Origin of the sequence: Arthrobacter sp., from assembly GCF_030540645.1 — a bacterium.
In the GTDB taxonomy this organism is placed as follows: domain Bacteria; phylum Actinomycetota; class Actinomycetes; order Actinomycetales; family Micrococcaceae; genus Specibacter.
Window position 1 is genome coordinate 19,298 of the sequence record NZ_JAUNVV010000017.1, and the last position, 22,980, is coordinate 42,277.

Sequence of the window (22,980 nt, forward strand, 5' to 3'; positions counted from 1 at the left end):
CGTTTAAGAAGCCTTCGCGATAGGCAAAGCCTCCTGGTACTTGTCCTTAGAATCATCGATGTCAGACCATCTCGGCAACCCGCGTTCATCCAGTGCAATGCTGTGGAGGAGTCTTTCAGTTGCTTGCCCCTTGGACAGGCCCATATGATCGGCAACGCGATTGACGAGATCTTTGGCCTCAGGATCAACGTCAACCTTAAGGGTGACGTTGCCTAGCCCTGTTCCACGTTCGCGTCTGTGAATGGGTCTGGTCATAAGACAGATGTTACTCGTACCAGTACCGTTAAGTCTGGCAGTAGGGGTTCGCGTGTCGCGAATTTGAAAACTGTTCACGAGATAAGTGAAACATATGTTTCAGTTAAGCCGCTACCTACGGCTATCCTGCATAGGAAACTAATTCCAGGCGTTGGATACGAGTCTAGGGAGGATCTGTTGTCGTTGGGAACGATGTTTGTCCGCATCAGTGTGACGGTGACGGCAGTTGCTTTGCTTGTGGACGTTTTCGCCTTGCTACTTCGTAGAAAAGCCCTAGGCGCCAAGTTGGGCGGCGTCCCTGTACGTCTGTGCAACGTAGTCGAGTCCAGGCACGGCGTGTCAGTTGTGATCAGTCCGTCAAGACTTTCCAATCATCCTGGGCAACTCCTTCTTTGGGACCAACAAAGGAAGCATTCAGTTCTGCTCGGGTCGCCTGAATCTGCGCCAGATGGGGTGGCCAGGATTCATCGCGGGCTTCTGTCAGAGAAGCCAATAGATCTCCACACTTGGAAGCAAGGGTTTCTCTACGGCCATATAGGTCAAACCCCGGCAGACATAGGACTGACATACGAAGAAGTGAGCGTAGGACCAAATGCCTTCCCCGCCTGGGAAGTTCGTTCAGCTGTCACAAGTAGAAGCGCTGAGCGGTGGGCCATCCACATTCACGGACTGGGTGGCGCCCGTAACCAAGTTCTGCGCGGGCTGCCCGTATTCGCACGCAACGGATACCGTTCCTTGGTGCCTACCTATGACGTTTCCCTCGACCTGAGATCTCGTCGAAAGCAGTCGACTCTGGGCTTTCGTGAATGGAGAGCCATCGCTGAAGCCGAAGACTATGCGGTACGCCAGGGCGCCACCCAGATTGTGTATGTTGGATGGTCTTTTGGGGCTCTGCTAGCCCTTCGTGTTCGCCATGAAAGACACTCACCTCTGGTCAAGGGACTTGTGCTCATATCTCCAGCGTTGAACTGGCACAGACTCATTCCAAGGGCAATGAGTCGGGCTGGCCTTCCTGACCTCATCGTTCGCTTGATTATGGCGCGTTTCAATGGCGTCATCCCACGGTGGGGGACTCCTAAGGCCGCTTGGGAGGAAGAGAACCACTTCCTCAGCACTGTTGCTCCTCTCCCTATGCTCGTAACCCACGGCGACGCAGACCTAACGGTCCCCTTGGATCACGCACGAGAAACTATCCAAGCACTTGTAGGCCCGGTTACATTTTTTAGTTTTCCGCAGGCACAACACGGCCTTGAATGGAACTCAAACCCCACCCTGTGGGAATCCACGGTTGAGGACTGGTTGAATTCTGGATGTCTTGAGGAGCCCCGCCTCGAGGGCAGCGCCGACCAATCGAGGAGCGGGTTGTGAGCGATCTAGCCAACGTTGACAGCGTGATCTTGTCGCTACAGCTACCAGATGCAATTGATATGCATTCACTCATAGCGCGGGTAGAAGCAGCCTACGGGAAGAAACTGCAACTCACTCCAGTAAGCGGCAAGGGGTGGGGCAAGACAACCGGGCTATGGGTGGATACCGTCGAAGTCGGCTTTATTCTCTATCGCACCTGTGATCCGGTGATCTACCAGCAACACAGCATCTGTCATGAGCTCGGACACATCCTTCTTCGGCATACGGGCTGCACCGTACTCAATGAGAAATCTGCCAAAAATCTGTTCCAAAGCATAGGGAGGAAAAAGGGGGTGGCATCGCTTTTGGCCCGAGGAAACGATAGAAATATTCAGGAAATCGAAGCGGAAACCCTCGCTTTCAAACTTGCAGAAAAGCTGCATCCTCCATACAGCGATTCCTCGATTGATGAAGTCTTCGGTCTATGAAACTTGTCCTTGCCTCGTTGCTCTGCCTCATTTTCATTTTTCGGACTCCTTCAGCTATTCGCAACCCTCGGGCTCGGGTTTCTTGGGCTGCGACGGGGCTGGGCGGTTTCGGACTACTAATCACGAACACTTTTGTTCCCTACTACGAGGTTGACCAGTGGCTAGGTGGTATGAACTTGGCCCACTTGGCGAGAAGTCTGCTGCTAAGTTCCGCGATCTGGTTTCTTCGTTCATCTATCATCCAGGCCACCGGAACAGGGCCGGACAAGAACCGTGGTTGGAAGTATCACCCGCTCACCCTGTGTATGGCCTTGGGCGCTATAACACTGCCATTTATGCTGGCAGACACAATGGGGTCAAGCAGCGGCTCGTTCGTCACGGCAGAAGGCACACAGCTTGGGGTGTTCCTCTACGCTTCGATATATATGCTTTTTGTCGGACTGGTGTGCCTCGATTGTGTATGGTTACTCCGAGGTAGGTGTCAAGGCTGGCTTGGCGTAATGCGGATTGGAGCCATTACAGCCGCCATAGCCAGCCTTGATGAAATCATCTATGCAACAGCGGTCTGGACTTCATTTGAGCACCCCGTATTCCTAGCGATAACCTTCAAAGCATTCAACATCATCTATTTGGGAGTGGCCCTGATCATTCTCAGCCTGGCAATGCTGGCGATCAAACACGTTCAACTGGTCCAGCGAACCGTAGCCGCCATGCTAAGAATGACTGTGGCCCGGTATAACCGGAAGCAATCCAGCTTGGAGAGCACCTATGTTCATCACGATGAGCGGTCTAGCGATCCGCGAAGTACTATCTACAGGAATGTAATCGCCCTCAAGGACATTGAGGCCCGAGAGGGAGTTCGTCTAGGTCCGATCACGACGCTAATTCTTAAGGCGGGAGAACGGTCTCTCACTCGACCCACACCAGCTCGGACACAAACAGGATTGCACAAGGGGAACAATGGCGGCTGAAAATGCTCACTATGATCCTGCCCTGACTGACCGTGAGGTTGTCGCGCAGAAAATTGAGCTACTCATTGACGTTATGCGCGCCCGAGGCCACGAGCCAGCCAGCTTCTCGGAAATTCAAAGAGAGCTGAGCAAGCGAGGCGTTCAAATATCGCGAACAAAGTGGTTCAGAATCCGCAAAGGCTCGCCGGACGGACGACCAACCCCCGACCTCCTCCGGGCTCTGGCTGACTACTTCGATGTTGACGCCAATTACCTACTCCACCGAGACGGCCAAGTTTCCGCTCGTGTTGAAGCAGAATTAAACCTCCTCCAATCGCTTAAGCTCATAGGCGCCAATGACGTTACAGCCCGAACAGTTGGGAACCTTTCGCCCGACGCTCTCAACGAGATAGCGGCAGCGATCAATCAACTTCGCCACGCCTCGGAGTAACGCTTAAGCAGATCAACTCCCTGAAAGTAACAAAAGGTCTCACTGAAACATATGTTTCAGTGAGACCTTTTGTTAAGGTAGCCTCTTACTGAAACAACTGTTTCAGTAAGAGGCTGGAGGCTTGATGAAACCAAAAATTCTAGCCTGGGCTGCGAAAAGTTGACCAACTCGCCCACCTGCCTGGTGTCACGATTGACCCAGGACAGACGACTAAGTCGCCAGCTTTCCACCTGTACTAGGCGGAAGGGGGAGTGAGGCCGATGGCGCCTCTTGGCTCTTAATGACCTTTGACGTATTTGAGGAAGTCGTCCGTCGCGTCATTGAAGGCATTTTGATTGATGCTGTAAATGACTCGCTGGCCGATCCTGTTCTCCCTCGCGTTGGTGTCGACGGCCCCCGTGGACTCCAGTTGCTTGAGATGCCACAAAACAGTTTTATAGCCGGTCCCGATGCTACGACCGATGTCCCCGGACGTTCCCCCGTCGGGATGTTGCCACAGGTAACGGAGTATTTCGGCTCTCAGTGGGTTGACACCAAGAATCCCGATCACGGCTTCTGCGCGTTCTGGGATCGCGGTCGTGGGGCGGACATATTGGGTCACCCCTTCATTCTGTCGTATCGGCACCTGAATGACTTCCACTGTCTAACTCAATACGATACTCTGAAAAAGAAGTGTCTAAATGAATGTGACACTATGGAGGGTATTTCGTGAGTACGTTGGTTGAGGTTCCGGCTAGCTGGGTCGATGTGGCCGTGGGTTCTGGCAGCACGTCGGGCATGGTGGGGCTGTGAATGAGGAGTCGGGATCGGGGGCTATTGCCTTAGTCGCTGCGGCGTTCCTGGTCCCAGTGTTGCTGGTGGTGTTGATTGTTGTGGGTATGGGTAATAGCTCGTCGGCAGCGGCGGCGTGCTTGCCCGGGGTTTCTGTTGACGCGGGCAAGTTGCCCACAACCGGCGTCGCTGGTTTTCAGGGTGTTCAGCTGAAGAATGCGGCGTTGATTATCAATGCCGGCCAGAAACTCAGTCTCTCCACCCGGGGTCAGACCGTGGGAATCATGGTCGCCATCGGTGAATCGAGTCTGGAAGTGCTGGACCATGGAGACGTTGCGGGACCTGACTCCCGTGGTCTGTTCCAGCAGCGCGATAACGGGGCATGGGGCAGCTACGAGGACCGGATGGACCCCACGATCAGCGCGACGAACTTCTTCAAACGTCTTTTGAAGGTTTCTGGGTGGGAGTCGATGACGCCGACCCAGGCTGCACATTTGGTTCAGGGCAATGCGGACCCGAATCACTACGCAAGGTTCGCCCAGCCTGCCAGTGAGGTTATGGCCGCTCTGGGCGGTATCTCCGCCACGGAAGCGTCCTGCGAAGGGGATGCTGGGACGCCGGGGGAGTCGGGCAAGGGCGACGATTATGGGTTCAAGGACGGCCCCTACAACGGCAATAACCCGGTGACCGGGTTTGCGTATAAGAACTGCACGGACTTCGCGTGGTGGCGCATGATGCAACAACTCGGCATTACTTCTGCGTCCCAGATGGACGCCCGCCCGCTGGGCCCGGGCAATGCGATCACGTGGGGGCCGACGTGGCACCGGGAGGGTTGGCCGGTGACCATGACACCCAAGGTCGGGGCGATCATTTGGTATGGCCCGGGCAATCCTGGCGGCGATCCCATCTACGGCCATGTGGCTGTGGTGAAGGCGATTACCGCTGACGGCACGGTGATTGAAGAGGGCTACAACATGGGACCGGATCATTTGGGCGGGTACTACACGCGCACTATCGCCGCGAACTCACCTTCTGGTTACTTGCTCATTCCGACTCAGGATCAGTACGCGAAAGCGTTCTGAGGATGAATAAGGAGTCTTTGATGAAAAATAGGTTCTTCTCACTCGTGACGACGGCGGGAGTCGCTGTCACCGTGCTGGTCGGTTGCGCCCAGCCCGCACCGGCCCCGGCAGCGCAACCCCTGGCAGCGACCCTCACAGCGACCGCGACCGCGTGCGGTTCCTGTGATGGGTTGCCGCAGGCAGACCACACAGGGGTCAGTGATCCGGGCTGGGATAAGAGGGCCAAGGCCGATGCCCTGGAGGTGGCATCGAAGGCCATGGTCCTGTACAACCGCCCCGCCGTGGACGGTAAGAGATGGATTTATGATCTGGCCCAATATATGACTGACGACGCCGGCGCTAAGTATCAGGGCGTTGACCCTGCGAACCTCCCGGCCTTCACAACCATGGGGCCACCGAAACTGGTCATTGATCCAGCGAACGGTTTCGCCGCCAACGCGCAATTCGCAACGACTGTCGGTGTTTTCGACTTCGAGCTGCGGCGTCAGGGCGGCAATCGTGAGTGGAAAATCCAGTACATCAATATGCCTGACGGCTTCCACTAAAACCCCTTCAACGAAAGAAAAGGATCATCATGGCCATTGATAAATCACTCATCCAGCCCGTCCCGGTCATCAGCGCCATTATCAACAGTGACGACACCGGAGTGTTGAGCATCGACTCGGCCGAAGAAGCCCACACCGGGGCCACTGCCAGTGAGCTGCGCCAGTCCCTCATGGGCAGGGTCTTTGTAGAAGCGGCCAAGCATGGCCGTCCGGTGCGGGTGAGCACGATGGATGAAGCGGGCCTCTCGACCCTGCTGTGTTCCCCGACCGGTGAGGTTGAAGTGGAAGATGAATCCCCGGCAGAAGACGCACACCCGGTAGAGATTCCGCTCCGGGATACTCAGGACCTCCCCGACACTCCTGCGGTCCCGGTCACCGTTCAACTCCAGCACCCCAGCACACCAGCAGCAGCGGCACCAGCGCCTCAAGTGCCGACGTCGCGGCGTGCCTTGCGTGAGGCCGGTTCGTTTCTGGCCACTGCGGCCACGCGTGAACCGGCGGTGAAGGGTTTTCGGGGCCTGGTGAACACGTTGGGGTTCTCCCTGGCTGCCTCAGCGCCGGAACTGGGCGAGCGTCAGGACACGGCGTTGGTTTCCAAGCACTTCGCCGGGACCCGCGTAGTGGCTGTGGTGAACCAAAAGGGCGGGTCGAACAAGACACCGACCGTGGCGAACCTTGCGGCCGTGTTCGGACGCAACGGGGCCAGCGTCATTGGCTGGGACAACAACCCCACCACCGGAACACTGGGCTGGCGGACACAACAGTCAGATCACAGCCGAAGCGCCCTAGACGTGATCGCCCACGCCGAAGACCTGCTTTCTCCCACCGCCCAGTCCGCGGACATTAACGCCTACGTTCACCACCAAAACACGGACAAGTACGACGTGCTGCGCTCGGATGCGGACGTGGCCGGTACGCATGAGGTCAGCGCCGAAGAAGTGGATGTTTTGCACCGGGTCCTGACGAAGTATTACCGGCTGGTGCTGATGGACTCGGGCAACAATCACCGCAGCGCCGAGTGGAACCGCATGATTGATCACGCCGATCAGTTAGTGGTCCCCACCACCAACGAAGAGGACCGGGTGGAGGCCGCGTTATTGACGCTCCAAGGCCTCGATCTTCGGTGTGAGCGGTCAGCGGTGTTGGCGTCCAACGCCGTCGTGGTCGTCTCGGAACGACAAAGCGGAGAAGGGCGTCTCTCGCGGGAGACGGCCGCAAAGTTCCGCCCCTACGTGAGGGCTGTGAAAGTTGTTCCTTTCGATCCGGCCTTGAAATCGGGCCAGATCCGCCATGGGGCTTTGAAGCCAGCGACCCGCAGGGCGTGGCTGGCTGTCGGTGCTGCGGTGGCGAGTGGACTATGAACATGACCCAGCAGAGCACCAACCCTTGGGTGAAGGCTGCTCAGAACCTTACTCCCGCCCCAGCACCTCAGGCTCCAGCCCCGGTTGCACCGCGTGAGGTCCCAGTGTTCCTGGCCGCTCACGGCGGGGCAGGAGCCACCAGCTGGGCGCATATCCTTGGCGGCGTCGATGGGGGACTGGTCACCGGCCTGAACCAAGAAGCACCTGCACCCGGCGCAGAACTGGTCTTGGTGGCCAGGGCCAGTCTCGACGGCATTGATGCGGCCAAGTCCGCCATTGCCATTCATGGCTATGACCGGTTCGCCTGCGTGCTTCTGGTGCCCTCATCCCCGACCAGAATGCCGCGCCTGATTGCTAATGAGGTGAAGGTCCTTTCCGGGGCCATCACCGTCATAGATACCCCGTGGACTCCGGGCCTGCTGATGCGTCGAGCCGCGCAGCTGACCCCCACCGATATTTCGCCCAAAGAACTGCACAAGATCACCGCGTCCCTGTCACAGGTCGGCGTCACCATTGAAGGAGAAACACCATGAGCATCATCACCCGCGCCACCGTTCTTGCAGGCAACCTGAGCGCCGAAGCCAAGCCCCTCCCGCAGCCAGTAACTGACGGTCTGGACACCATCAGGAACTGGGTGCAGATCATCGGCGGCTCCATCGCTGTCATCGGCCTCATGATGCTCTTTATCGGTCTGTTCTTCGCCCACAAGCACGGCCATGGGCAAGAATTCATGGGAAAGGCCGGCTGGTGGCTCGTCGGAGCCATGGGCTTCGGCCTTGCCGCTGTGATCGCCCCCGTCTTCCTTTACATGTAAGAAAGTAGTGACCCTTCGATGAGCGAATCAATGAAAACCTCTAAGACACTGAACAAGGGATGGTGGATTTCCCTCGGGATCGTGGTGGTGGTGGTGATCCTGGCCGTCATCATTTTCATCAAACCCGCCACGAAGACTCCTGCACCCGTAGCTGACCCCACCACCAGCGCCACTGCGCAAGCCGTGGGTGGGTGCAACGTCCCGAAGGGTGACACGTCCTCCAAGCCAGCCATGCCAAAGGACCTTCGCTGGGAAGCCGCGAAAGGCATTACCTGGCCCGTCTCAGACACCTACGGCCCCACACAAGACAAAGACGGCTACGGGGTCTGCTTCGCCCGTTCCCCCCTCGGGGCAGCACTGGCCATGGCCACCTTCTCTGGGCGGACGAATACGCAGGACCCGAAGAAGGCCTTGGAAATCTATGCCATGGCCACGGCAGGGAAAAAAGTAGCCCTTGAGTCCACAAAGACTTCATCGGGTGATTCAGGTCGCGACGTCCCGGTAGGGTTTGCCGGGTTTAGTACCGATTCATTCACCCCTGAGGAAGCACAGATAACGCTTGTCTTGGCTGTAGCAGGGACCTCGACGGGATACGTGGGATTCCCCTGCACCTTGCGCTGGGTTGACGGGGACTGGAAGATCAAGCTTCTCGACGATGGCTCACCCTACGCTGGCACCCCTACCGCACCGGTTTCTGGCCAGTTTGTTGCATGGAGTGGTTCCCGTGGCTGATTGCGGAGCGATTGACCTTGTTTGCAAAGGAAAAGAAGTCGTTGTCGGTGCCGTGGGGAATGCGGTTCAGTCCGGTGCTGAAAATCTTGGTGAGGTCATGATGGCGGCGTGGGATTCGTTGATGAAGTCGTTTCTTACTTCGTGGCTGGACGTGGGGTTGCTGGTCAGGCTCGATGCCGGTTCGGTGCCGTGGCTGACGGAACAACTGCACACGTTCAGTGTCTTTTTTGCTGTCGTTGGGGTCATGATCGCTTGTATCTGGACGATGGTTCACGCACGGGGGGATAAGGCTATCCAGGTCAGTAAGTCCCTGTTTCGGGTGTTTCTGGTAACCACACTGGGAACGGTTCTTATTCAGGTGGTGCTCGCTGGCGGGGATTCGTTCTCCCAGTGGGTTCTGGACAGTGCCAGTGTTTCAGCGGCCGGCTATAAGGAAGTAGGCGGGCTCGCTGTTGCGGTGGGTCCAGGCTTGGCAATTATTGCCGGGATTTTCGGTGTTATTGCAACACTTTTCCAGTGGGGCATCATGATGGTTCGTGCCGTGGTGCTGCCGCTACTGGTGGCTGTCTGGCCGCTCTCGGCCGCGGCTTCCATGGTTGCAGGCGGGGAGGAAACCTTTTCTAAGGTCACTAAGTGGCTGGTCGCTTTCCTGCTCTACAAGCCGGTGGCTGCCATTATTTATGCCTTCGCTTGGAAGATGAAGTCCGGCGAAGACGGTGTCGGCGGTGTCATTAGTGGCATGTTGCTGCTGGTGTTGGCCGTTGCTGCGCTTCCTGCCCTGATGAAGCTTGTTTCCCCAGGTACCTCTGCTCTGGGTGGGGCCGCTGGTGGCGGCATGGCCATGGCCGCCGGTGCCGCAGTCGTCAGCGCAGGTGTGGCTGTCGGTGCCGCTGTGGCCACCGCAGGCACCAGTGCCGGCGCATCTGCCGGTGGTGGCAGTGCTGCCATGGCCGGTGGCGGTGGCACTGCTGCTACCGCTGGTGGCGGCGGGGCTGCGTCCATGACAGGTGGTGGCAGCGGTGCTGGTTCCATGACAGGTGGCGGCGAGTCGGGAGTCTCTGGCGGGGCTTCTGCTTCCCCTGGTGCATCTGGTGAATCCGGGGCCCCCGGTGCACCTGGCGATAGCGGGGCCCAAGGATCACGTGGGAATGATGCTGCCGCGATGATCGGCGGCTCGGGCCCGTCTGGCTCGCAGGCTCAGGCAGGGGCAAATGGTGGCCCCTCTCCCTCTGGCGGGAGTTCTGCTGGTGGGTCTTCCCGCGGTGGGGCTGGCCTGCAGGCCGGGGTGCAATCACTTGGCGGCACTGTCGCTGAGGGTGGAAAAGATTCTGATGGAACGGATGTGATCGGCGAATGAGTGAGAACGTGGGCCAGGAAAAATTTGGTAACTGGCTTGAACCGGCTTCCCCGGGAATGTTTGGGCTGAGTCTTGGTGCGCTGGTTGTTGCGGGCATTGGGTTGGTCTTTACGTTGCTGTGCTTGATGAAAAGCCTGTTCCTCCCCGCCCTGGTCATCCTCCTCATCACTGCGGTGGTGGTGTTGTTCGGGTTGGTGAAGTGGTTCGGTGCCACGATCGCCTCCCGCGTGAGCGATAAGGCGTCTTTGGTGTTGCGTCGGGCCAACGGTGAAACGTTTTATGTGACGGGGGCTTTGTCCACGTTGCCGCAGGAGGATGTGGAGCGGTTGCCCGGTGCGTTGGTGAACGTTGATACCGTCTCGGGCCGGGATGGTTTGGGCCGTCCTTATTCGTTGCTGCACCACAAGTCGGTGCACCAGATTGCGGCTGTGTTTGGTTGTTCCCCTGACGGTTCGGCTATGCAGGAACAAGGGGTGGTGAATGCCCAGGTCGCGCACTTCGGGGCGTGGGTGTCCTCTTTGAGTGTTGAGGATGGTTTGAGTGGGGCAACGATTGTGGTTGATTCGGCCTCGGAGTCCTCTGCCGGGACGTGCGCGGCTATCCGGGACGCGGTTTCTCCGACGGCTCCGGCGTTCGCCCGAGAGGTTCTTGACGCGGCAGTGGGCACATTGCCTGCTCGTACCTCGGTGTTGAATGTGTATTCCACGATGGTGTGGGACGTGGAAGCGCTTGGTGGCAGGGGTGATGATATTTCTTCCCCGGTGGCTGAGATAGCGTCGCGGCTGCCGGGGCACACGCAGCTTTTGGACGCTGCCGGGGCCGGTGCTCCTAAGCCGTTGGTAGAGGCTGAACTGTCCCATATTGCCCAGTTGGCGTATCAGCCAGGGCGGGATCAGGAATTGGCGTTGGATGCGCTGGCGGGCCGTCGGTCGGAGAAGAAGTGGGCGCATGCTGGGCCGGGATTCTTCGATGATTCCCGCGGTCGGGTGGTCTTCCATGATGGTGTGGCGTCCATGACGTTGATGATGACTGTCCCTCCGGGGGCTCACATCACGGCGAAGTCTTTTGATCGGTTGTTCGGACCGAACCCCAAGTTTCTGCGCAAGCGCGTTGCTATCACCTACCGCCCCGTCGACGGTGGCGTGGCAAACAAGACTGTGGACCGGTTGGTGAAAACCGCTGATTGGCGGATGAGTACCCGCAAGGGCCGGCCAACGTCCTTTGATGTGGCTCGGAAGGCTGTTGCCCAGAAAACCGAAGAAGAGTTGGCGCATGGTGCCCGGTTGGCGATGTTTTCCATCATGGTCACTGTGACGTTTGACCCTGATGAGAGGTCCTATCGGGAGGCTTTGAATCAGGTGAAGTCGTTGATGAATTCGTTGCTTATGCCGTACCGCTTTGTCGAGCACGCTGGCTCGGCCGCGTTCCACACCACGCTTCCCTTTGGTGTGTTGCCGTGGAAGTACAGTTCCAAGCCGTTGTGGATGGAAGGGGTCCTCTGATGGGTTTGTTCAAGAACATTCTCAAGCATCATAAAACCTCGCGTGGGTTGACAGGCCTCGGTGGTGGCCGGTGGGGCAAAGTTCCCCAGCCTCCCCAGTGGTATTCCTCCTCCACGCAGTTGTGTGGGATCTATCCTTTCTCCGCTGGCACGTCTCGTCCGAACGTGGGCACCCCCTTGGGTAGGGATATGAATGTGAACACGGCCGTGTGTGGGGACATGAAGACCTGGTATGACGCGGGCCTGATTTCCTCTCCGTCGATGATGCTTTTTGGTCTCAACGGCAACGGTAAGTCCACGGCGGCGTTGAGGTTTATGTATGCCATGGCCGCGCGTGGGATTATCCCGGCCGCTTTTGACCCGATCAAGAATGAGTATGGGGACGCGATCGAGGCGATGGGTGGCAACCGTTTCCGTTTTGGTCCCGGCCAGCCAGACCGCATCAACCCCCTTGATCTGGGCTCCCTCGGTGATGCTGCGGCAGAAATTGGCGGCGACATTGGGGATCAGCTCTATTCCCTGGCCATTGATAAGGCCGTGGACGCGGTGGTGCTGTTTACCCAGATCAACCGCGGCTCAGGAATGCCTTTATCCGATATTGAAGAAACCATTTTGGAAGAGCTGGTCAAGGTCGTGATCCGCACCGTCAAGGAGCCTTGGCTGCCGGATTTGTTGGAAGCCTTTGACCATCTGCCCCAGGACGTGCTGGAAATTTCCGGCTGCGCCACTGCTGTTGCGTTCCGGTTGGAGTTCAGGGTGCTGCGCCAGTCCCTTCAAGCCCTGGTCAGGGGCCGGATGGGTGCTTTGTTGGGTGGGCGCAAGAGTGTGGTGATTCCTTTGGGGAATCCGGGCGGATTCTGCTTCGATACCTCCTCCATCCCGGAATCCAACTCGAAGCTGCTCTCAGCGGCAATGTTGGGGACCTGGAACATTGGTTTCTCTGCCATGGATGCCCACTGGGAACTGGCCGAGTTTGAGCGGTTGAAGGCCCTCGAGGCGGCCGCTGCCGGGGACTTTTACGAACCCAAGGTGCGGTGGGGTTCCTACTTCGCCATTCAGGACGAGTTTTGGTACCCGATGCGGGCCTGTGAAGGGATCATTGACCGCGCCGACCGGGTAGGACGGACCAACCGTGGCGTAGGGGTGAGCGAGTTGAAAATTACCCACAGCCCCAAAGACTTCCTGTCTCTGCCCAACGCCAAGGATCGGGAAACAGCCAAGGGTTTCGCCCAACGCTGCGGGATGCTCGGGCTGATGGCCCTGACGCTGGATGATTTGGACGCTCTGAGCGCGGTCCAGCCCTTGAACGCGAAGGAAATATCCACGGTCGCCGGTTTCAACGTTCCCCCTTCGTGGGCGCAACAACCCACCACCGATGGCAGCCCGATGGCACCTCCCGGGGCGGGGAAGATTCTGCTGAAAGTTCCGGGCCGGGTCGGTATTGCCGTGCAAATGTCCCTGACCCCGATTGAAAACGCAAAGCACGTCACGGATGCTCGCAGCCGTGTGACTACTATCGGCGAAAGCTTGGTGTCCTAATGGGTGCCCCAACACGTACACGCTACCTACGTCGCCGGGACCGTGCGACAACGATGCTGATCGGTGTCGCCGCCGGTGTTGTTCTTTCAGTGGTGACGGGCTTGTCGTTGGGGCAGTGGTTCCACACTGGTGTGTGGGCTTCCCCGGCTGCCGTCATTCGCGCCTTCATCAAGGACGGGGCTCCCTGGACGCCGCTGTACCTGATCGGTATGGGCGTTGCCGCACTGGCCGTGGTGCTGCTGGTTGTGGGCGGGTTGTTCGGATGGCGGAAGCTGGGGAACCGGTCGGCGTGGGTGGATTCAGCTGCACCCCACATGGCGGCGGTCTCAGAAGTGAAGTCGTTGACGCACAAGTCGGCCCAGTCCACGGCCAAGCGTTTGGGCAGCGGCTGTGATGGTTTCGTGGGTCTTCCTCTGGGCTCGTTGTTGCCGACCGGAAAAATGTTGTACACCTCGTTGGAAGATGTGGGGCTGCTGTTTGCCGGCCCGCGTACCGGCAAGTCTTCCTGCTTTGCCATTCCCCACATCCTGGACGCGACCGGGCCGGTGCTGGTCACGGAGAACAAGCGCGGACTTCATGACCACACCCGGGGAGTCCGTGAGGGTGTGGGCAAGGTCTTTGTCTTTGACCCGCAGGCAATTGTGGGCCAGTCACCGGATTGGTGGTTCAACCCGCTGGCTCCGGTCACGGATGAATCCAAGGCCTATGACCTGGCTGAACTGTTCGCCAAGGCAGAAATGGAGGCGGTGTCCTCCTCTGCGAATGGTGGGTTCTTTGAAGAACGCGCCACGACGTTGCTGCGCGGCCTGTTCCTGGCAGCGGCAGTGAGCCAAGGCCAAGCACTGCCACATAAGGCAGGGGAGGCGGGGCCGAAGTATTGGCTCCGTGATGTTCAGGAATGGATCGCCGCTCCCGAAGCAGAATCACCGGTCGCCGTCGAGCTGCTGGACGGCACCATGTACAAGGAAGTGCTGAACGAGCTGATCGGTATTTACAACGCCGCACCGCAGGAGCGTTCCGGCGTGTTCTCCACCGCCCAAGTCATGACCAAGTCCCTGTCGAACCGGCAGATTGCCGGGTGGGTGAATCCTTCTCCAGGTGAAGAAAACGGCAAGGGCCGGATGCTCTTTGACCCGGTGAAATTCCTAGAAGGCTCCAACACGCTCTACAGCCTATCCAAGGACGGCTCAGGCTCCGCCAAAGCATTGGTCACGGCCCTAACCGTGGCCGTGTGTGATGCCGGTGAGTTCAAAGCCTCCACCCTCCCCGGGGGCCGGCTGAAAACACCCATGGTCGTGGTTCTGGATGAGGCCGCGAACGTGTGCCGGTGGCCCAAGCTCCCCAAGTTGTACTCGCACTACGGTTCACGCGGGATCCTCATCGACACGATTCTCCAGTCCTACCCGCAAGGTGAGGGCGTGTGGGGCAAGGCCGGCATGGATGCCCTGCTAGAAGCGGCGAACTGGGTCGCCTACGCAGGCGGGAACAAACCCGGACACCTACTGACCCTGTTCTCTGACGCCATTGGTGATTACTACTACTCCACCCCCGGCTCTCCCGGCTCCCCAGGGATGCCGCGCGGGCCGCGTCAGGAACAAAAAGACAGGGTCTTTGATCCGGCAGAACTCTCCGCGCTGCCCAAGGGCCGGGCAGTGTTGCTGTCCTCCGGGAACCGGGCCGCGCTGTTGCGCACTGTTCCGTGGATGGTGACCAAGCATCAAGAGGGCATCCGGGCATCCTTGACCAAGTACGACCCGCAGGCAGAGGACACCATCAGGGAAGCCAAGGAATCCATCGAGGCGATGCGTCGTGATCCCGATGCCGTGGCAGGGGTTCCGGCATGAGTGAAGCGTTCGATGAAGGGACCGGGGAAAAGCTTGAGGCACAGGCGTTCACAGAACAGGATTTTCTCCTCACCGCATACGAGGCTGCCGACCTTTTGGGCGAGGAACTCAACGAAAAGTTCAGTGTTGCCCGGTTCAGGCGTTTGGTTATGTCCGGCGACGCGCCGGCTGTGGCCGATAAGGGGCGCGGGATTGATAAGTGGTCGCAGGCCGCCCTGGACAGGTGGATCGAGTCTTACCTACCTGATACCCCAGCCGCAGAGGAAGCTGCGGCAGTCCAAGCCGCTGAGCCCAAGCACAGGGATGTGTACGAGTTCTTTGAACGAACCTATAGCCCCTATTACGAGCTGGCAGATGCCCGCATCAGCGCACTAAACCGGGAGAAGCCACTGACTTCCTGGTGTGACCAGTGGTGGGTCCACCGCTCCGTCGTCGCCCGCTTGGTCGCCTCCTGGTACGCGTGGGAAGACGCCTTCGCTGCCGGTGGCGGGGCCATGTCCTCATGGATACTCGAACACGCTGACCGGCACTACGACCGGATCATGGCCGAAGACGGGCCCTTTCGCAAATGCAAGTCCGGCCACACTGACGACCTCGACGAGTACCGGACCATTGCAGCCCCGGACGCCCTCAGGCTGCACGACGAAGCTAAAGACGACCCAAACATCGGGACCCCACAATGAGCCCTCGAAACAGCAAGCAGTACTGGCGTGCGATTACTGTCACCGCCGACGTCCAAGCCCTCAACAGTGCGAAACTCTCTCGGTCGTCCGCACCACACAAATCGTCTAGCAACGAGTTAAGGAGTTCGACATGTCAGAAATGAACACTCAAGAACCTTCCCAGGGTCACCCTGTTCTGGCCACTCAACATGAATTGGAGGTTGAACAGGCCTGTGGTCCCGTGCTCGAGGCGCTGTACTCGGAAGTTCAGGGTCAGACCAAGGAAGCGAACCGTCTCCGCACAGTTCAGGCAGAGAAGGCACATCTCGATTTTAAGAAGCTAGAGGAGCGGAGCGAGACGTATCCATGGGTGTCTCCTGATGAATATACGATTAAGATCCACAGACTCGTTTATGAGCACGAAGGCGACCTAAAAGCCACTGTTGCGGATCCACGCTATCGAGAGGCTATTTTGGAGTTGGTGCAGCGGGAAGATATTGGTGTCTTCGACGAGGAAGGTCACCCCACTGTCTCGATGGCTGAAATCCTTTCTTTTGTGCATACACGGGTTTCTATAGAGGCGGAAGCTCTTGCTCAGGAAAGGGCAGCGTCAGTGGCCCGTGGGGCAGTGAAAGCAGCAGATCTGGGCAAGGAGATGCACTTTGGTGTGGAGGGGCACAGCAAAGCAGACAACGCCCGGAGGTTGGAAAACGCCCAAACAGTCCACGCTGATTTGGTGCGGGACGGCCTTGACGAGCAGATCCCACCCTTTCCCTTGCTCTCAGTCATCAAGCACGCAGGGAACCTCTCAGAGGTTGTTTACGATCCAGCACTGCCGCAGGACCTTCTCAACAGTGTGGAGCTCCTCTTCGCGGTGGTGGTGGAGGGTGTCGGTGAGCAGCCACTCAATTCCTTGGAACAGGGAACCAACCAGGACTACTTTGATTCGGTCGTGGCTTCGTTGAAGCTGAAAGAACAGTACGGAACCGACAAATCTTTCCAAAAAGCCATGCAAGCAGCATCCTTCGCGTCCACACAGCAGCAGTTCCCGGCAGCCCACGCAGCAGCGGGCAAAGGCAAAACTGACACCAGGGCACGCAGCAACGCACCGGTCCAGCATCAACGCCAACAACCTGGCTTAGCGAGATAACAAAACGCGGCCCCTGCCGAAGAAGTCAGGGGCCGCGTTTTGCGGCTGAGCGTGAGCGGATCATCCATGTGCAGGAAATAGCTTTGCGTATGTTGGACGCCCCAAACAGCCGCTGGCTATTGTTGAACCTGGGCCAGCAGTGAACACACCTGAACTTGGGGAGGTCATCGACCAGATTTCCCCGGTCACACCAAGGGACGGGTCTAAGCCCATCCCGCTGTTCAGACGCCTCTTTGGGCGGAAGTTATAGGCAATAAACCCTGACGTTCGAGCCAAACCTGAGCCGGATCTCTCGCGTCTATTTTATGCAGTTCCCGATAAAGATTCGGTAGACTGGAGCGGTAACTATTTTGACCCCGTATGAAGACATGCTCCGCGATGTGCTGAGCTTCGGAAAACAGGGTCGGTAGTACCTGTTTGTTACAGCAAGAAGGACCGGTGCCAGCCGGTCCTTCTGCACTACTTACAGTCAAATATGAGCTAGTCACGAGACTAACCCTGTTGTGTCATGACAACAGTTTAGTTGAAAAAAGTTCCCACACGCTAATTTTTTGGTTTGTGGGTTTCCATGTTCGCGGGTTCCCACATTTTTACCTCTGTGGGTTTCCATGTTCGCGGACTTATTTCATCAGTGTTTTGTGGCTGGCTCCCTCATGGAAGGGAGCTCACTATGGAGCCGACGATTCGTTGGGACAAGTGGGGCTTTTGGGTGCAGGTGATCATCCTCGGTTGGATGGTTGCTTCCACCCTGATCCTCGGCAAGTAGCCCTAACAGCGTGGCCGGTAACCCTCCCTCTTAAGCGCGGATGGTTCACCGGCCATTGCTGTTTCTGCCGTTAGTCCCCCGTCTCCAGCAGTGCCAGCACTTGCCGTGCTGCGTCCAAGTGGGCCACCACTACGCTTACGGCGTTGCGTGCTGTGCCTTGCACCTGTTCGGCGTCCAGAGCCTTAGCCTCTTGTTTAGGGTTACCAAGTGCCACGTTCTGGTGCTGGACGTTGCGGTGCTTTGGTCGGGCCGTTGGTCTTGGTGGTGGATGGTGGTGTGCGGTCTCGCTGTCCGGCTGTGGCCGGCTGCGGGCGTGGTGAACCGTATTGACTCTGGGCGAAGGCTTTTGCTTCCATCGCTTTAGCCAGCATTCGTTCCTCGTCTGTTGGGGGCTGTTGAGGGCCGGCCTCCGGGGCCTCTTTGGGCTCTTTCTTTGGTTCGAGTGAGGCTTTGAGTTTCGCGTCGAGGTCTTTACTGGTTTCTCGGGCTTGTGCCAGCTCGTTCTCGTATTTGAAAGGCCGGGTGAGTTGTTCCTCGGCCTCGATCAGGGCCAGTTGCTGGTTGGCTATCGTGGCTTGGAGTTTCTGGGCAATGTCGGGGATGGAGGCGACCCGGTTTTCCAACCGGGTGATGATCCCGGCTCCTCCTTCCATGATTTCCCTGCGGGCCAGGACAAGGCCTGTGTCAGGTACTCCTTTGACTTCGATGAGTAGGTCTTGGTATTGACCCAGTCGTGATTGGTGGTAAGCGTTGGACACGAGGAGTTCATGGCCGCCAAGGGTGGCCATGGTGCCGTAGTCCTTGGGTGTGAAGCCATAGTTGCCGTAGTCGGGGGTGTGCTCTTTCGTCCATTGGACTATCGCTGCCAGGGCCTCGGTGCGCTTGTCCATGGCGCCGCTGTCAAAGCGCATCGTGAAGGCGTCCCCACTGGTGGGGGTTACGGCAGGGATGGCTGCCATCACGGCGGGCAGCTTCCGCTGGGCCGTCTCAATGGATGTCAAAGCGTTCGACTTGGCCCATCGAACGTTGGTGTGGGTTCGTTCGTGGCTGCGTTTGAGTCGTTCAAATCTGGTGCGGGCGGCGTCGGCTTCAATCTTCTCGATCAGCAGGGGGTTCCCGCTGGTGAGTGCTTTGATCTGTGCCGCGTTCAGCGCCTGGTCCCCGACGTCTTCAATCTCGCGCACGTCCAGGCTTCCGCGCAGGACTTGGTTGATCATGGTGGCTTTGCGCTGAATGCCGTCCCATGCGGCACTGTCTTGGCTGCCGACGGTGGCGTACTGGTAGATGTTGATCTCGGCGTTCCCGTTGCCTTGACGGATGATCCGCCCGTCGCGCTGGGTCAGGTCGGCTGGCCGCCAGGGGCAGGTGACGTGGTGCAGCGCCTTGGCGCGCAGCTGGATGTTGGTGCCGGTGCCCATCTTCTTCGTGGATCCAAGCACGACGGCTACTTCACCGTTGCGGCATTTTTCGAACAGTGCCGCTTTTTGGGCGGCATTGGGGTAGTCGTGGACGAACTGGACTTGCTCGGGCTGGATGCCGCCTGTAACGAGTTGGTCTTTGATTTGTTGGTAGGGCGTCCAGACGGGTTTGCCGTCCGGGCCCTTTTTATCCGAGGGTGTTCCTTCGTCGCAGAACACCAATTGCAGTGCTCCGCGCCGCTCGGAGATGACCTCGGACTTGTCGTTGATTGTGTACTGGTTTTCCCGGTTGGCCTCCCATACTTTGAGGATCTTGTCCGTCACCAGGTCAAGCTTGGTCGTCGAGGTCGGTTCGATGCCGACCATGCGCATATCCAGAGCTGCTTTGCGCCCGTCACCGTAAATGGTCAGTGCATTGTCTTCACCTTTTTGGGACCAGCCGCTGAGGCTGTCGAGCCGTTCCCCCAACACTTCCATGTACTTGCCCAGCTCGGCAGGACGGGGGAGCAGCACCAGTTCGGGCTGTCGTGCCCCGTCGCCCTCACGTGGTGCCAGGGCCGGGGTGTCGAGGTCGAGGTCTTCGGCCAGTTTCACATCGGCAAAGACGTGGAAGGTGCGCAGCATTTCCGGGACGTTCTTGAACTTGGCGAACCGTGCCTTGTTCTTTAGCCGGCCCCCGGCGTCCATTTCGATGGCGGTCACGGTTTCACCGAAAGTTGCCCCCCAGACGTCGAAGTTCTCCACCCCGGCTGCTTGGAGCAGATCGGGGCGCAGGAATCTTTGCACTACGTGTGCTTCGGTGAGGGAGTTGGCAATCGGCGTTCCGGTGGCCATGGTGCCGACTCGTTCACCATGGGTGGAGCGCAAGTATTCCAACTTCAGGTGCATATCGGTGGCTCGTTCAGAACCATCAATTGCTGCGCCTTTGATATTGGTGACGGTGCGTAGGTTCTTGAAGTCGTGGGCTTCGTCCACGAAGAGGTAGTCCACGCCCATGTCCTCAAAGCACAGTCCCGGGTCCGGGGCTGCGCCCATCAGCTTCTTCATGCGCTCTTCTTCGGCCTGCAGTTTTGTTTCCAGCTTCTTCACTGTCGTCCGGTCCTCGCCGGCTTCCAAGGCATTGGTGATCGTTTGCCGCACATCACTGATGAGCGTGTCCTGATATGCCTCAATGGTTTCCGGGCGGACACCGATGCTTTGGAAGGCTGTCTGGGTCATGATGATGCCATCCCAGTCATTCATTGCCGCCCGGGCAACGAATTGTTGCCTGCGGTTGACGTTGTTCGCCTTGGTGCTGAGGTCATCAGTGGCCGCCGAGAGCAGAACAGCTTGCGGGTAGAGCTCTAGCCATTCACGGGTGAATTGTTCGAGCATGTGCCCAGGAACGACGATGAGTGGTTTGTTCACCATGCCCAGACGTTTGAGTTCCGTAGCTCCCATGACCATTTCGGCGGTCTTGCCTGCCCCTACTTCGTGGAAGAGGCCCACTGCCGGTTCGGAGATGATGCGGGCCACAGCGGTGCGCTGGTGCTGGTGCGGTTCGAAGGAGACGGCCAGCCCCGGCAGGGTCAACCGCTGTCCTTCATTGGTGTAATCGCGCAGAGCAATGGAGTTAAACCGTTTGTTGTACTCGGCAATAAGCTCGTTGGCGCGGGCGGGGTCCTCCCACACCCACTCGGCAAAACGCTCCTGAAGCTGGCTTGCTGCCTCAACGGCCGCTTCGGTTTCCTCCATGTTGGCCACAAGCTTGCCATCGTCGTCTTTGTCTTCGACCTGGATCGTCTTTTGTTCCAGAATGGCTTGCAGTAAGTCAGGGGCCGGCCGTCGGCTGGTGCCCCACTCGCTAGTCGCCTTCAGTGTTCCCCTGTTGGCCTTGACTCTCCAGATGCCGCTGCCCACACCCGTCACTGTGGCGGAGGGGTCATTGAGGATTTCCCGCACGAATGCTTGGTGATGGTCGGGGCTGACCCACACCGCCCCCAGACGGGCTTCAACATCGTCCATGCCGACCGGGGTGGGTTGCACCCTTTCCAGTGACTCCACGTTGGTGTTCCAGCGCGGATCCTTGCTCGCGGCTTCGCGTGCTTCCTCCAACTTGATACGCACGTTGCCGGAAAGATACTCAGGCGCTGTCAGGAGCGTGTTGCTGCTGGGATCGTCGAAGACGAGTGTGCCCAGCTGCGTTCGGGCTTCTTCCGGGGTGCTGCCGACAAGATCGGCAATGGTGTCCAGGTCCGGGGCACCATAGGTGTCTAGGCAAATGGCCAAGGCTTCATCAATGGTCTCCGCGCCACGGACGGGTTTGCGGACCAGTACCTGCCGTTCCTGCAGGAGCCCACCGGGTGAAGCCTGTTGTGTTTCGTCTTGGAAGCGCTCCAACGCAGCGGGAAGCCCACCAAATGGATCGTTGGCTTGAAGTTTCTGCACCGCTGTAGGAGTAGATCTGGAAAAGGTTGGTTCCCCAGTGTCTTTATTGCTTCTCTCTCTGAGCGTGTAGCGGTTGACTGGCCCGTACTTGTCAACGTAGACGGCATAGGCTTTTCCTAGTGCCTTGCGCTTTTCCGCCAGGGCAGGAGTGTCTTCCTGATCGGCTGCTTCCATCTCAATCAGAGCACGTGCACCGTCACGCAGTCCCAGTAGTTGACGCAGTTCCGGAGCGTGCTTCTTCGGGAAGTCGAAAGGCACGTAGCTGTTGTTCTCGGCAATGGTGAACGTGCCATCACGTTCAGCGCGAATCGTGCCATCCCACACGGCGTTGCCTGTGCTGAGCAACGCGGCAGGCTGGACAGCCAGGGCTTGTTGGATGGGCTCAAATGCCCTGTCTTGTTCCAGAGCGTCTTGGGTGATGTTTTGCAGCCGTGTCCCTAAGAGTGTGGGGACTTCCGATAGTTCGCCCTCGGCTTTGACGGTCACTGTTCCTGGGCCATACATGCCTGTGCCCACGGTGATCGTACCGAGAACGTTTTGCGGGTGGGTGTCGTAGTAGTTGTTGATCTTGATGTTTGTTCCATCAACGATCTTTGGCCCCACGGTTTCCCATTCCGTGTTGGCCGGTTCCCGCCCTGATTCGCGCTTGCGAAACAGCAGAACGTCAGTGAGGGCGTCGGTTCCGGCTGCTCGGCGGTGGGCTGCCGTGGGGAGTCTTACTGCTCCCACGAGGTCAGCCAGGGCGCTCATCTCGCGTCGGGCTGAGGGGTTCGCCGCATCCAAGGTGAAGCTCGAAGACAGCACGGCGACGTAGCCTCCGGGCTTGACCGCTTCAAGGGACTTGATGATGAAGTGGTTGTGCATCGAGTGCTTGCCAGCATTAAAGGACGGGTCGTGAAGTGACGTCGTGCCGAAGGGGACGTTGCCCACGGCCAGATCGAAGCTGTTGCGCTGGATGGGCGTGTCCGCGAACGACTCGTTGCGGATCGTTGCGTGTGGATACAGTGCCTGGGAGATGGAGGCCGTCAGCGGGTCTAGTTCCACACCGGTCATGGACGCCCCTGCCGGGGCCATGCCGATGAATGTTCCTGATCCCGACCCGGGCTCCAGCACGTCTCCGCTGGTGAAGCCCAAGTCCTCTATCGCCCGCCACATTTGCTGGACGATGGCGGCGTCCGTGTAGTGGGCATTGATGGTGGTGCGTGAGGCTGCGTTGTATTCCTTCTCTGTCAGGACTTCTTGAAGCTTGGCGCGCTCAGTGGCCCAGTCAGCTTTGTCGAAAAGCTGTGGCACAGCTCCCCAGCTTGACCACTTCGCCAAGCTGCGCTGCTCTGCCGTCGTGGCGGGCCGTTGCTCTGCTTCAAGCAGGCGGACAATGCGGATGGCCTCATAGTTCGCCGCGAACCGGGACTTCTGGCCCGATGGGGCCAGATCATCTTGGCTCGATGGGCGGAATGACGGCCCTAGTTCCTGTGGAGCCTGAACAAGTGGCGATCTGCTCTGCGAGGGCTGCTGTGCAG

At 58.5% G+C, this 22,980-nt stretch carries 17 protein-coding genes; 14 read left to right on the forward strand and 3 right to left on the reverse strand.

Annotated elements, in window-relative coordinates; all coding sequences use genetic code 11:
- Positions 1–447: 447 nt before the first annotated feature.
- Together Q4P21_RS16320 and Q4P21_RS05230 are read left to right on the forward strand one after the other, a co-directional pair.
- Positions 448–1,623 (forward strand): alpha/beta hydrolase family protein, encoded by a 1,176-nt coding sequence (locus tag Q4P21_RS16320; protein WP_369598863.1) that lies wholly within the window; start codon positions 448–450, stop codon positions 1,621–1,623.
- Positions 1,620–2,090 (forward strand): hypothetical protein, encoded by a 471-nt coding sequence (locus Q4P21_RS05230; RefSeq protein WP_303387757.1) that lies wholly within the window; start codon positions 1,620–1,622, stop codon positions 2,088–2,090. The genes Q4P21_RS16320 and Q4P21_RS05230 overlap by 4 nt, the downstream gene beginning before the upstream one ends.
- Before the next feature lie 1,678 nt (positions 2,091–3,768).
- On the opposite strand, the gene Q4P21_RS05235 is transcribed toward Q4P21_RS05230, so the two are convergent.
- Complete coding sequence (locus tag Q4P21_RS05235) at positions 3,769–4,131, reverse strand: winged helix-turn-helix domain-containing protein (RefSeq protein WP_303387758.1); 363 nt, start codon at positions 4,129–4,131, stop codon at positions 3,769–3,771.
- Positions 4,132–4,339: 208 nt separating this feature from the next.
- Between Q4P21_RS05235 and Q4P21_RS05240 the strand changes: the two genes are divergently transcribed.
- The 12 genes from Q4P21_RS05240 to Q4P21_RS05295 all read left to right on the forward strand — a co-directional run bounded on the left by Q4P21_RS05240 (position 4,340) and on the right by Q4P21_RS05295 (position 16,849).
- The gene (locus Q4P21_RS05240; RefSeq protein ID WP_303387759.1) at positions 4,340–5,344 is read left to right on the forward strand and encodes a CHAP domain-containing protein; all 1,005 of its coding nucleotides are present in this window, start codon (positions 4,340–4,342) and stop codon (positions 5,342–5,344) included.
- Positions 5,345–5,364: 20 nt separating this feature from the next.
- Positions 5,365–5,889, forward strand: coding sequence for a hypothetical protein (locus Q4P21_RS05245; protein ID WP_303387760.1), 525 nt, complete (start codon positions 5,365–5,367; stop codon positions 5,887–5,889).
- 29 nt (positions 5,890–5,918) lie between these two features.
- Positions 5,919–7,250, forward strand: a complete 1,332-nt coding sequence (locus Q4P21_RS05250; protein WP_303387761.1) for an AAA family ATPase — start codon at positions 5,919–5,921, stop codon at positions 7,248–7,250.
- 2 nt (positions 7,251–7,252) lie between these two features.
- On the forward strand, positions 7,253–7,783 hold the full coding sequence (locus Q4P21_RS05255) for a hypothetical protein (protein WP_303387762.1): 531 nt from the start codon (positions 7,253–7,255) through the stop codon (positions 7,781–7,783).
- Positions 7,780–8,064: a TrbC/VirB2 family protein gene (locus Q4P21_RS05260; protein WP_303387763.1), complete on the forward strand. Its 285-nt coding sequence runs from the start codon at positions 7,780–7,782 to the stop codon at positions 8,062–8,064. Before Q4P21_RS05255 ends, Q4P21_RS05260 begins: the two co-directional genes overlap by 4 nt.
- Before the next feature lie 30 nt (positions 8,065–8,094).
- Entirely contained in the window at positions 8,095–8,796 is a 702-nt protein-coding gene (locus Q4P21_RS05265; protein ID WP_303387764.1) for a hypothetical protein, read from the forward strand.
- Positions 8,789–10,153 (forward strand): collagen-like protein, encoded by a 1,365-nt coding sequence (locus Q4P21_RS05270; RefSeq protein ID WP_303387765.1) that lies wholly within the window; start codon positions 8,789–8,791, stop codon positions 10,151–10,153. Before Q4P21_RS05265 ends, Q4P21_RS05270 begins: the two co-directional genes overlap by 8 nt.
- On the forward strand, positions 10,150–11,655 hold the full coding sequence (locus Q4P21_RS05275; protein WP_303387766.1) for an SCO6880 family protein: 1,506 nt from the start codon (positions 10,150–10,152) through the stop codon (positions 11,653–11,655). The genes Q4P21_RS05270 and Q4P21_RS05275 overlap by 4 nt, the downstream gene beginning before the upstream one ends.
- Before the next feature lie 188 nt (positions 11,656–11,843).
- Positions 11,844–13,193: an ATP-binding protein gene (locus Q4P21_RS05280; RefSeq protein ID WP_303387767.1), complete on the forward strand. Its 1,350-nt coding sequence runs from the start codon at positions 11,844–11,846 to the stop codon at positions 13,191–13,193.
- Entirely contained in the window at positions 13,193–15,037 is a 1,845-nt protein-coding gene (locus Q4P21_RS05285) for a type IV secretory system conjugative DNA transfer family protein (protein ID WP_303387768.1), read from the forward strand. Before Q4P21_RS05280 ends, Q4P21_RS05285 begins: the two co-directional genes overlap by 1 nt.
- Positions 15,034–15,720: a DUF4913 domain-containing protein gene (locus Q4P21_RS05290; RefSeq protein ID WP_303387769.1), complete on the forward strand. Its 687-nt coding sequence runs from the start codon at positions 15,034–15,036 to the stop codon at positions 15,718–15,720. The genes Q4P21_RS05285 and Q4P21_RS05290 overlap by 4 nt, the downstream gene beginning before the upstream one ends.
- Before the next feature lie 220 nt (positions 15,721–15,940).
- Positions 15,941–16,849, forward strand: coding sequence for a hypothetical protein (locus Q4P21_RS05295; RefSeq protein WP_303387770.1), 909 nt, complete (start codon positions 15,941–15,943; stop codon positions 16,847–16,849).
- Positions 16,850–17,685: 836 nt separating this feature from the next.
- Here Q4P21_RS05295 and Q4P21_RS05300 read toward each other — a convergent pair.
- A complete protein-coding gene (locus Q4P21_RS05300) occupies positions 17,686–17,829 on the reverse strand; it encodes a hypothetical protein (RefSeq protein ID WP_303387771.1) in 144 nt (47 codons plus the stop codon).
- Positions 17,816–22,753 carry a helicase-related protein gene (locus Q4P21_RS05305; protein ID WP_303387772.1) on the reverse strand — a complete coding sequence of 1,646 codons (4,938 nt, stop codon included), beginning with the start codon at positions 22,751–22,753 and terminating at the stop codon, positions 17,816–17,818. The genes Q4P21_RS05300 and Q4P21_RS05305 overlap by 14 nt, the downstream gene beginning before the upstream one ends.
- Positions 22,754–22,980: the final 227 nt, after the last annotated feature.

Bases quoted from the DNA above. Each gene is read 5' to 3' on its own strand.
- Q4P21_RS16320 (WP_369598863.1), top strand. From the start codon at position 448: ATGTTTGTCCGCATCAGTGTGACGGTGACGGCAGTTGCTTTGCTTGTG.
- Q4P21_RS05245 (WP_303387760.1), top strand. From the start codon at position 5,365: ATGAAAAATAGGTTCTTCTCACTCGTGACGACGGCGGGAGTCGCTGTC.
- Q4P21_RS05250 (WP_303387761.1), top strand. From the start codon at position 5,919: ATGGCCATTGATAAATCACTCATCCAGCCCGTCCCGGTCATCAGCGCC.
- Q4P21_RS05255 (WP_303387762.1), top strand. From the start codon at position 7,253: ATGACCCAGCAGAGCACCAACCCTTGGGTGAAGGCTGCTCAGAACCTT.
- Q4P21_RS05260 (WP_303387763.1), top strand. From the start codon at position 7,780: ATGAGCATCATCACCCGCGCCACCGTTCTTGCAGGCAACCTGAGCGCC.
- Q4P21_RS05265 (WP_303387764.1), top strand. From the start codon at position 8,095: ATGAAAACCTCTAAGACACTGAACAAGGGATGGTGGATTTCCCTCGGG.
- Q4P21_RS05275 (WP_303387766.1), top strand. From the start codon at position 10,150: ATGAGTGAGAACGTGGGCCAGGAAAAATTTGGTAACTGGCTTGAACCG.
- Q4P21_RS05280 (WP_303387767.1), top strand. From the start codon at position 11,844: ATGAATGTGAACACGGCCGTGTGTGGGGACATGAAGACCTGGTATGAC.
- Q4P21_RS05285 (WP_303387768.1), top strand. From the start codon at position 13,193: ATGGGTGCCCCAACACGTACACGCTACCTACGTCGCCGGGACCGTGCG.
- Q4P21_RS05290 (WP_303387769.1), top strand. From the start codon at position 15,034: ATGAGTGAAGCGTTCGATGAAGGGACCGGGGAAAAGCTTGAGGCACAG.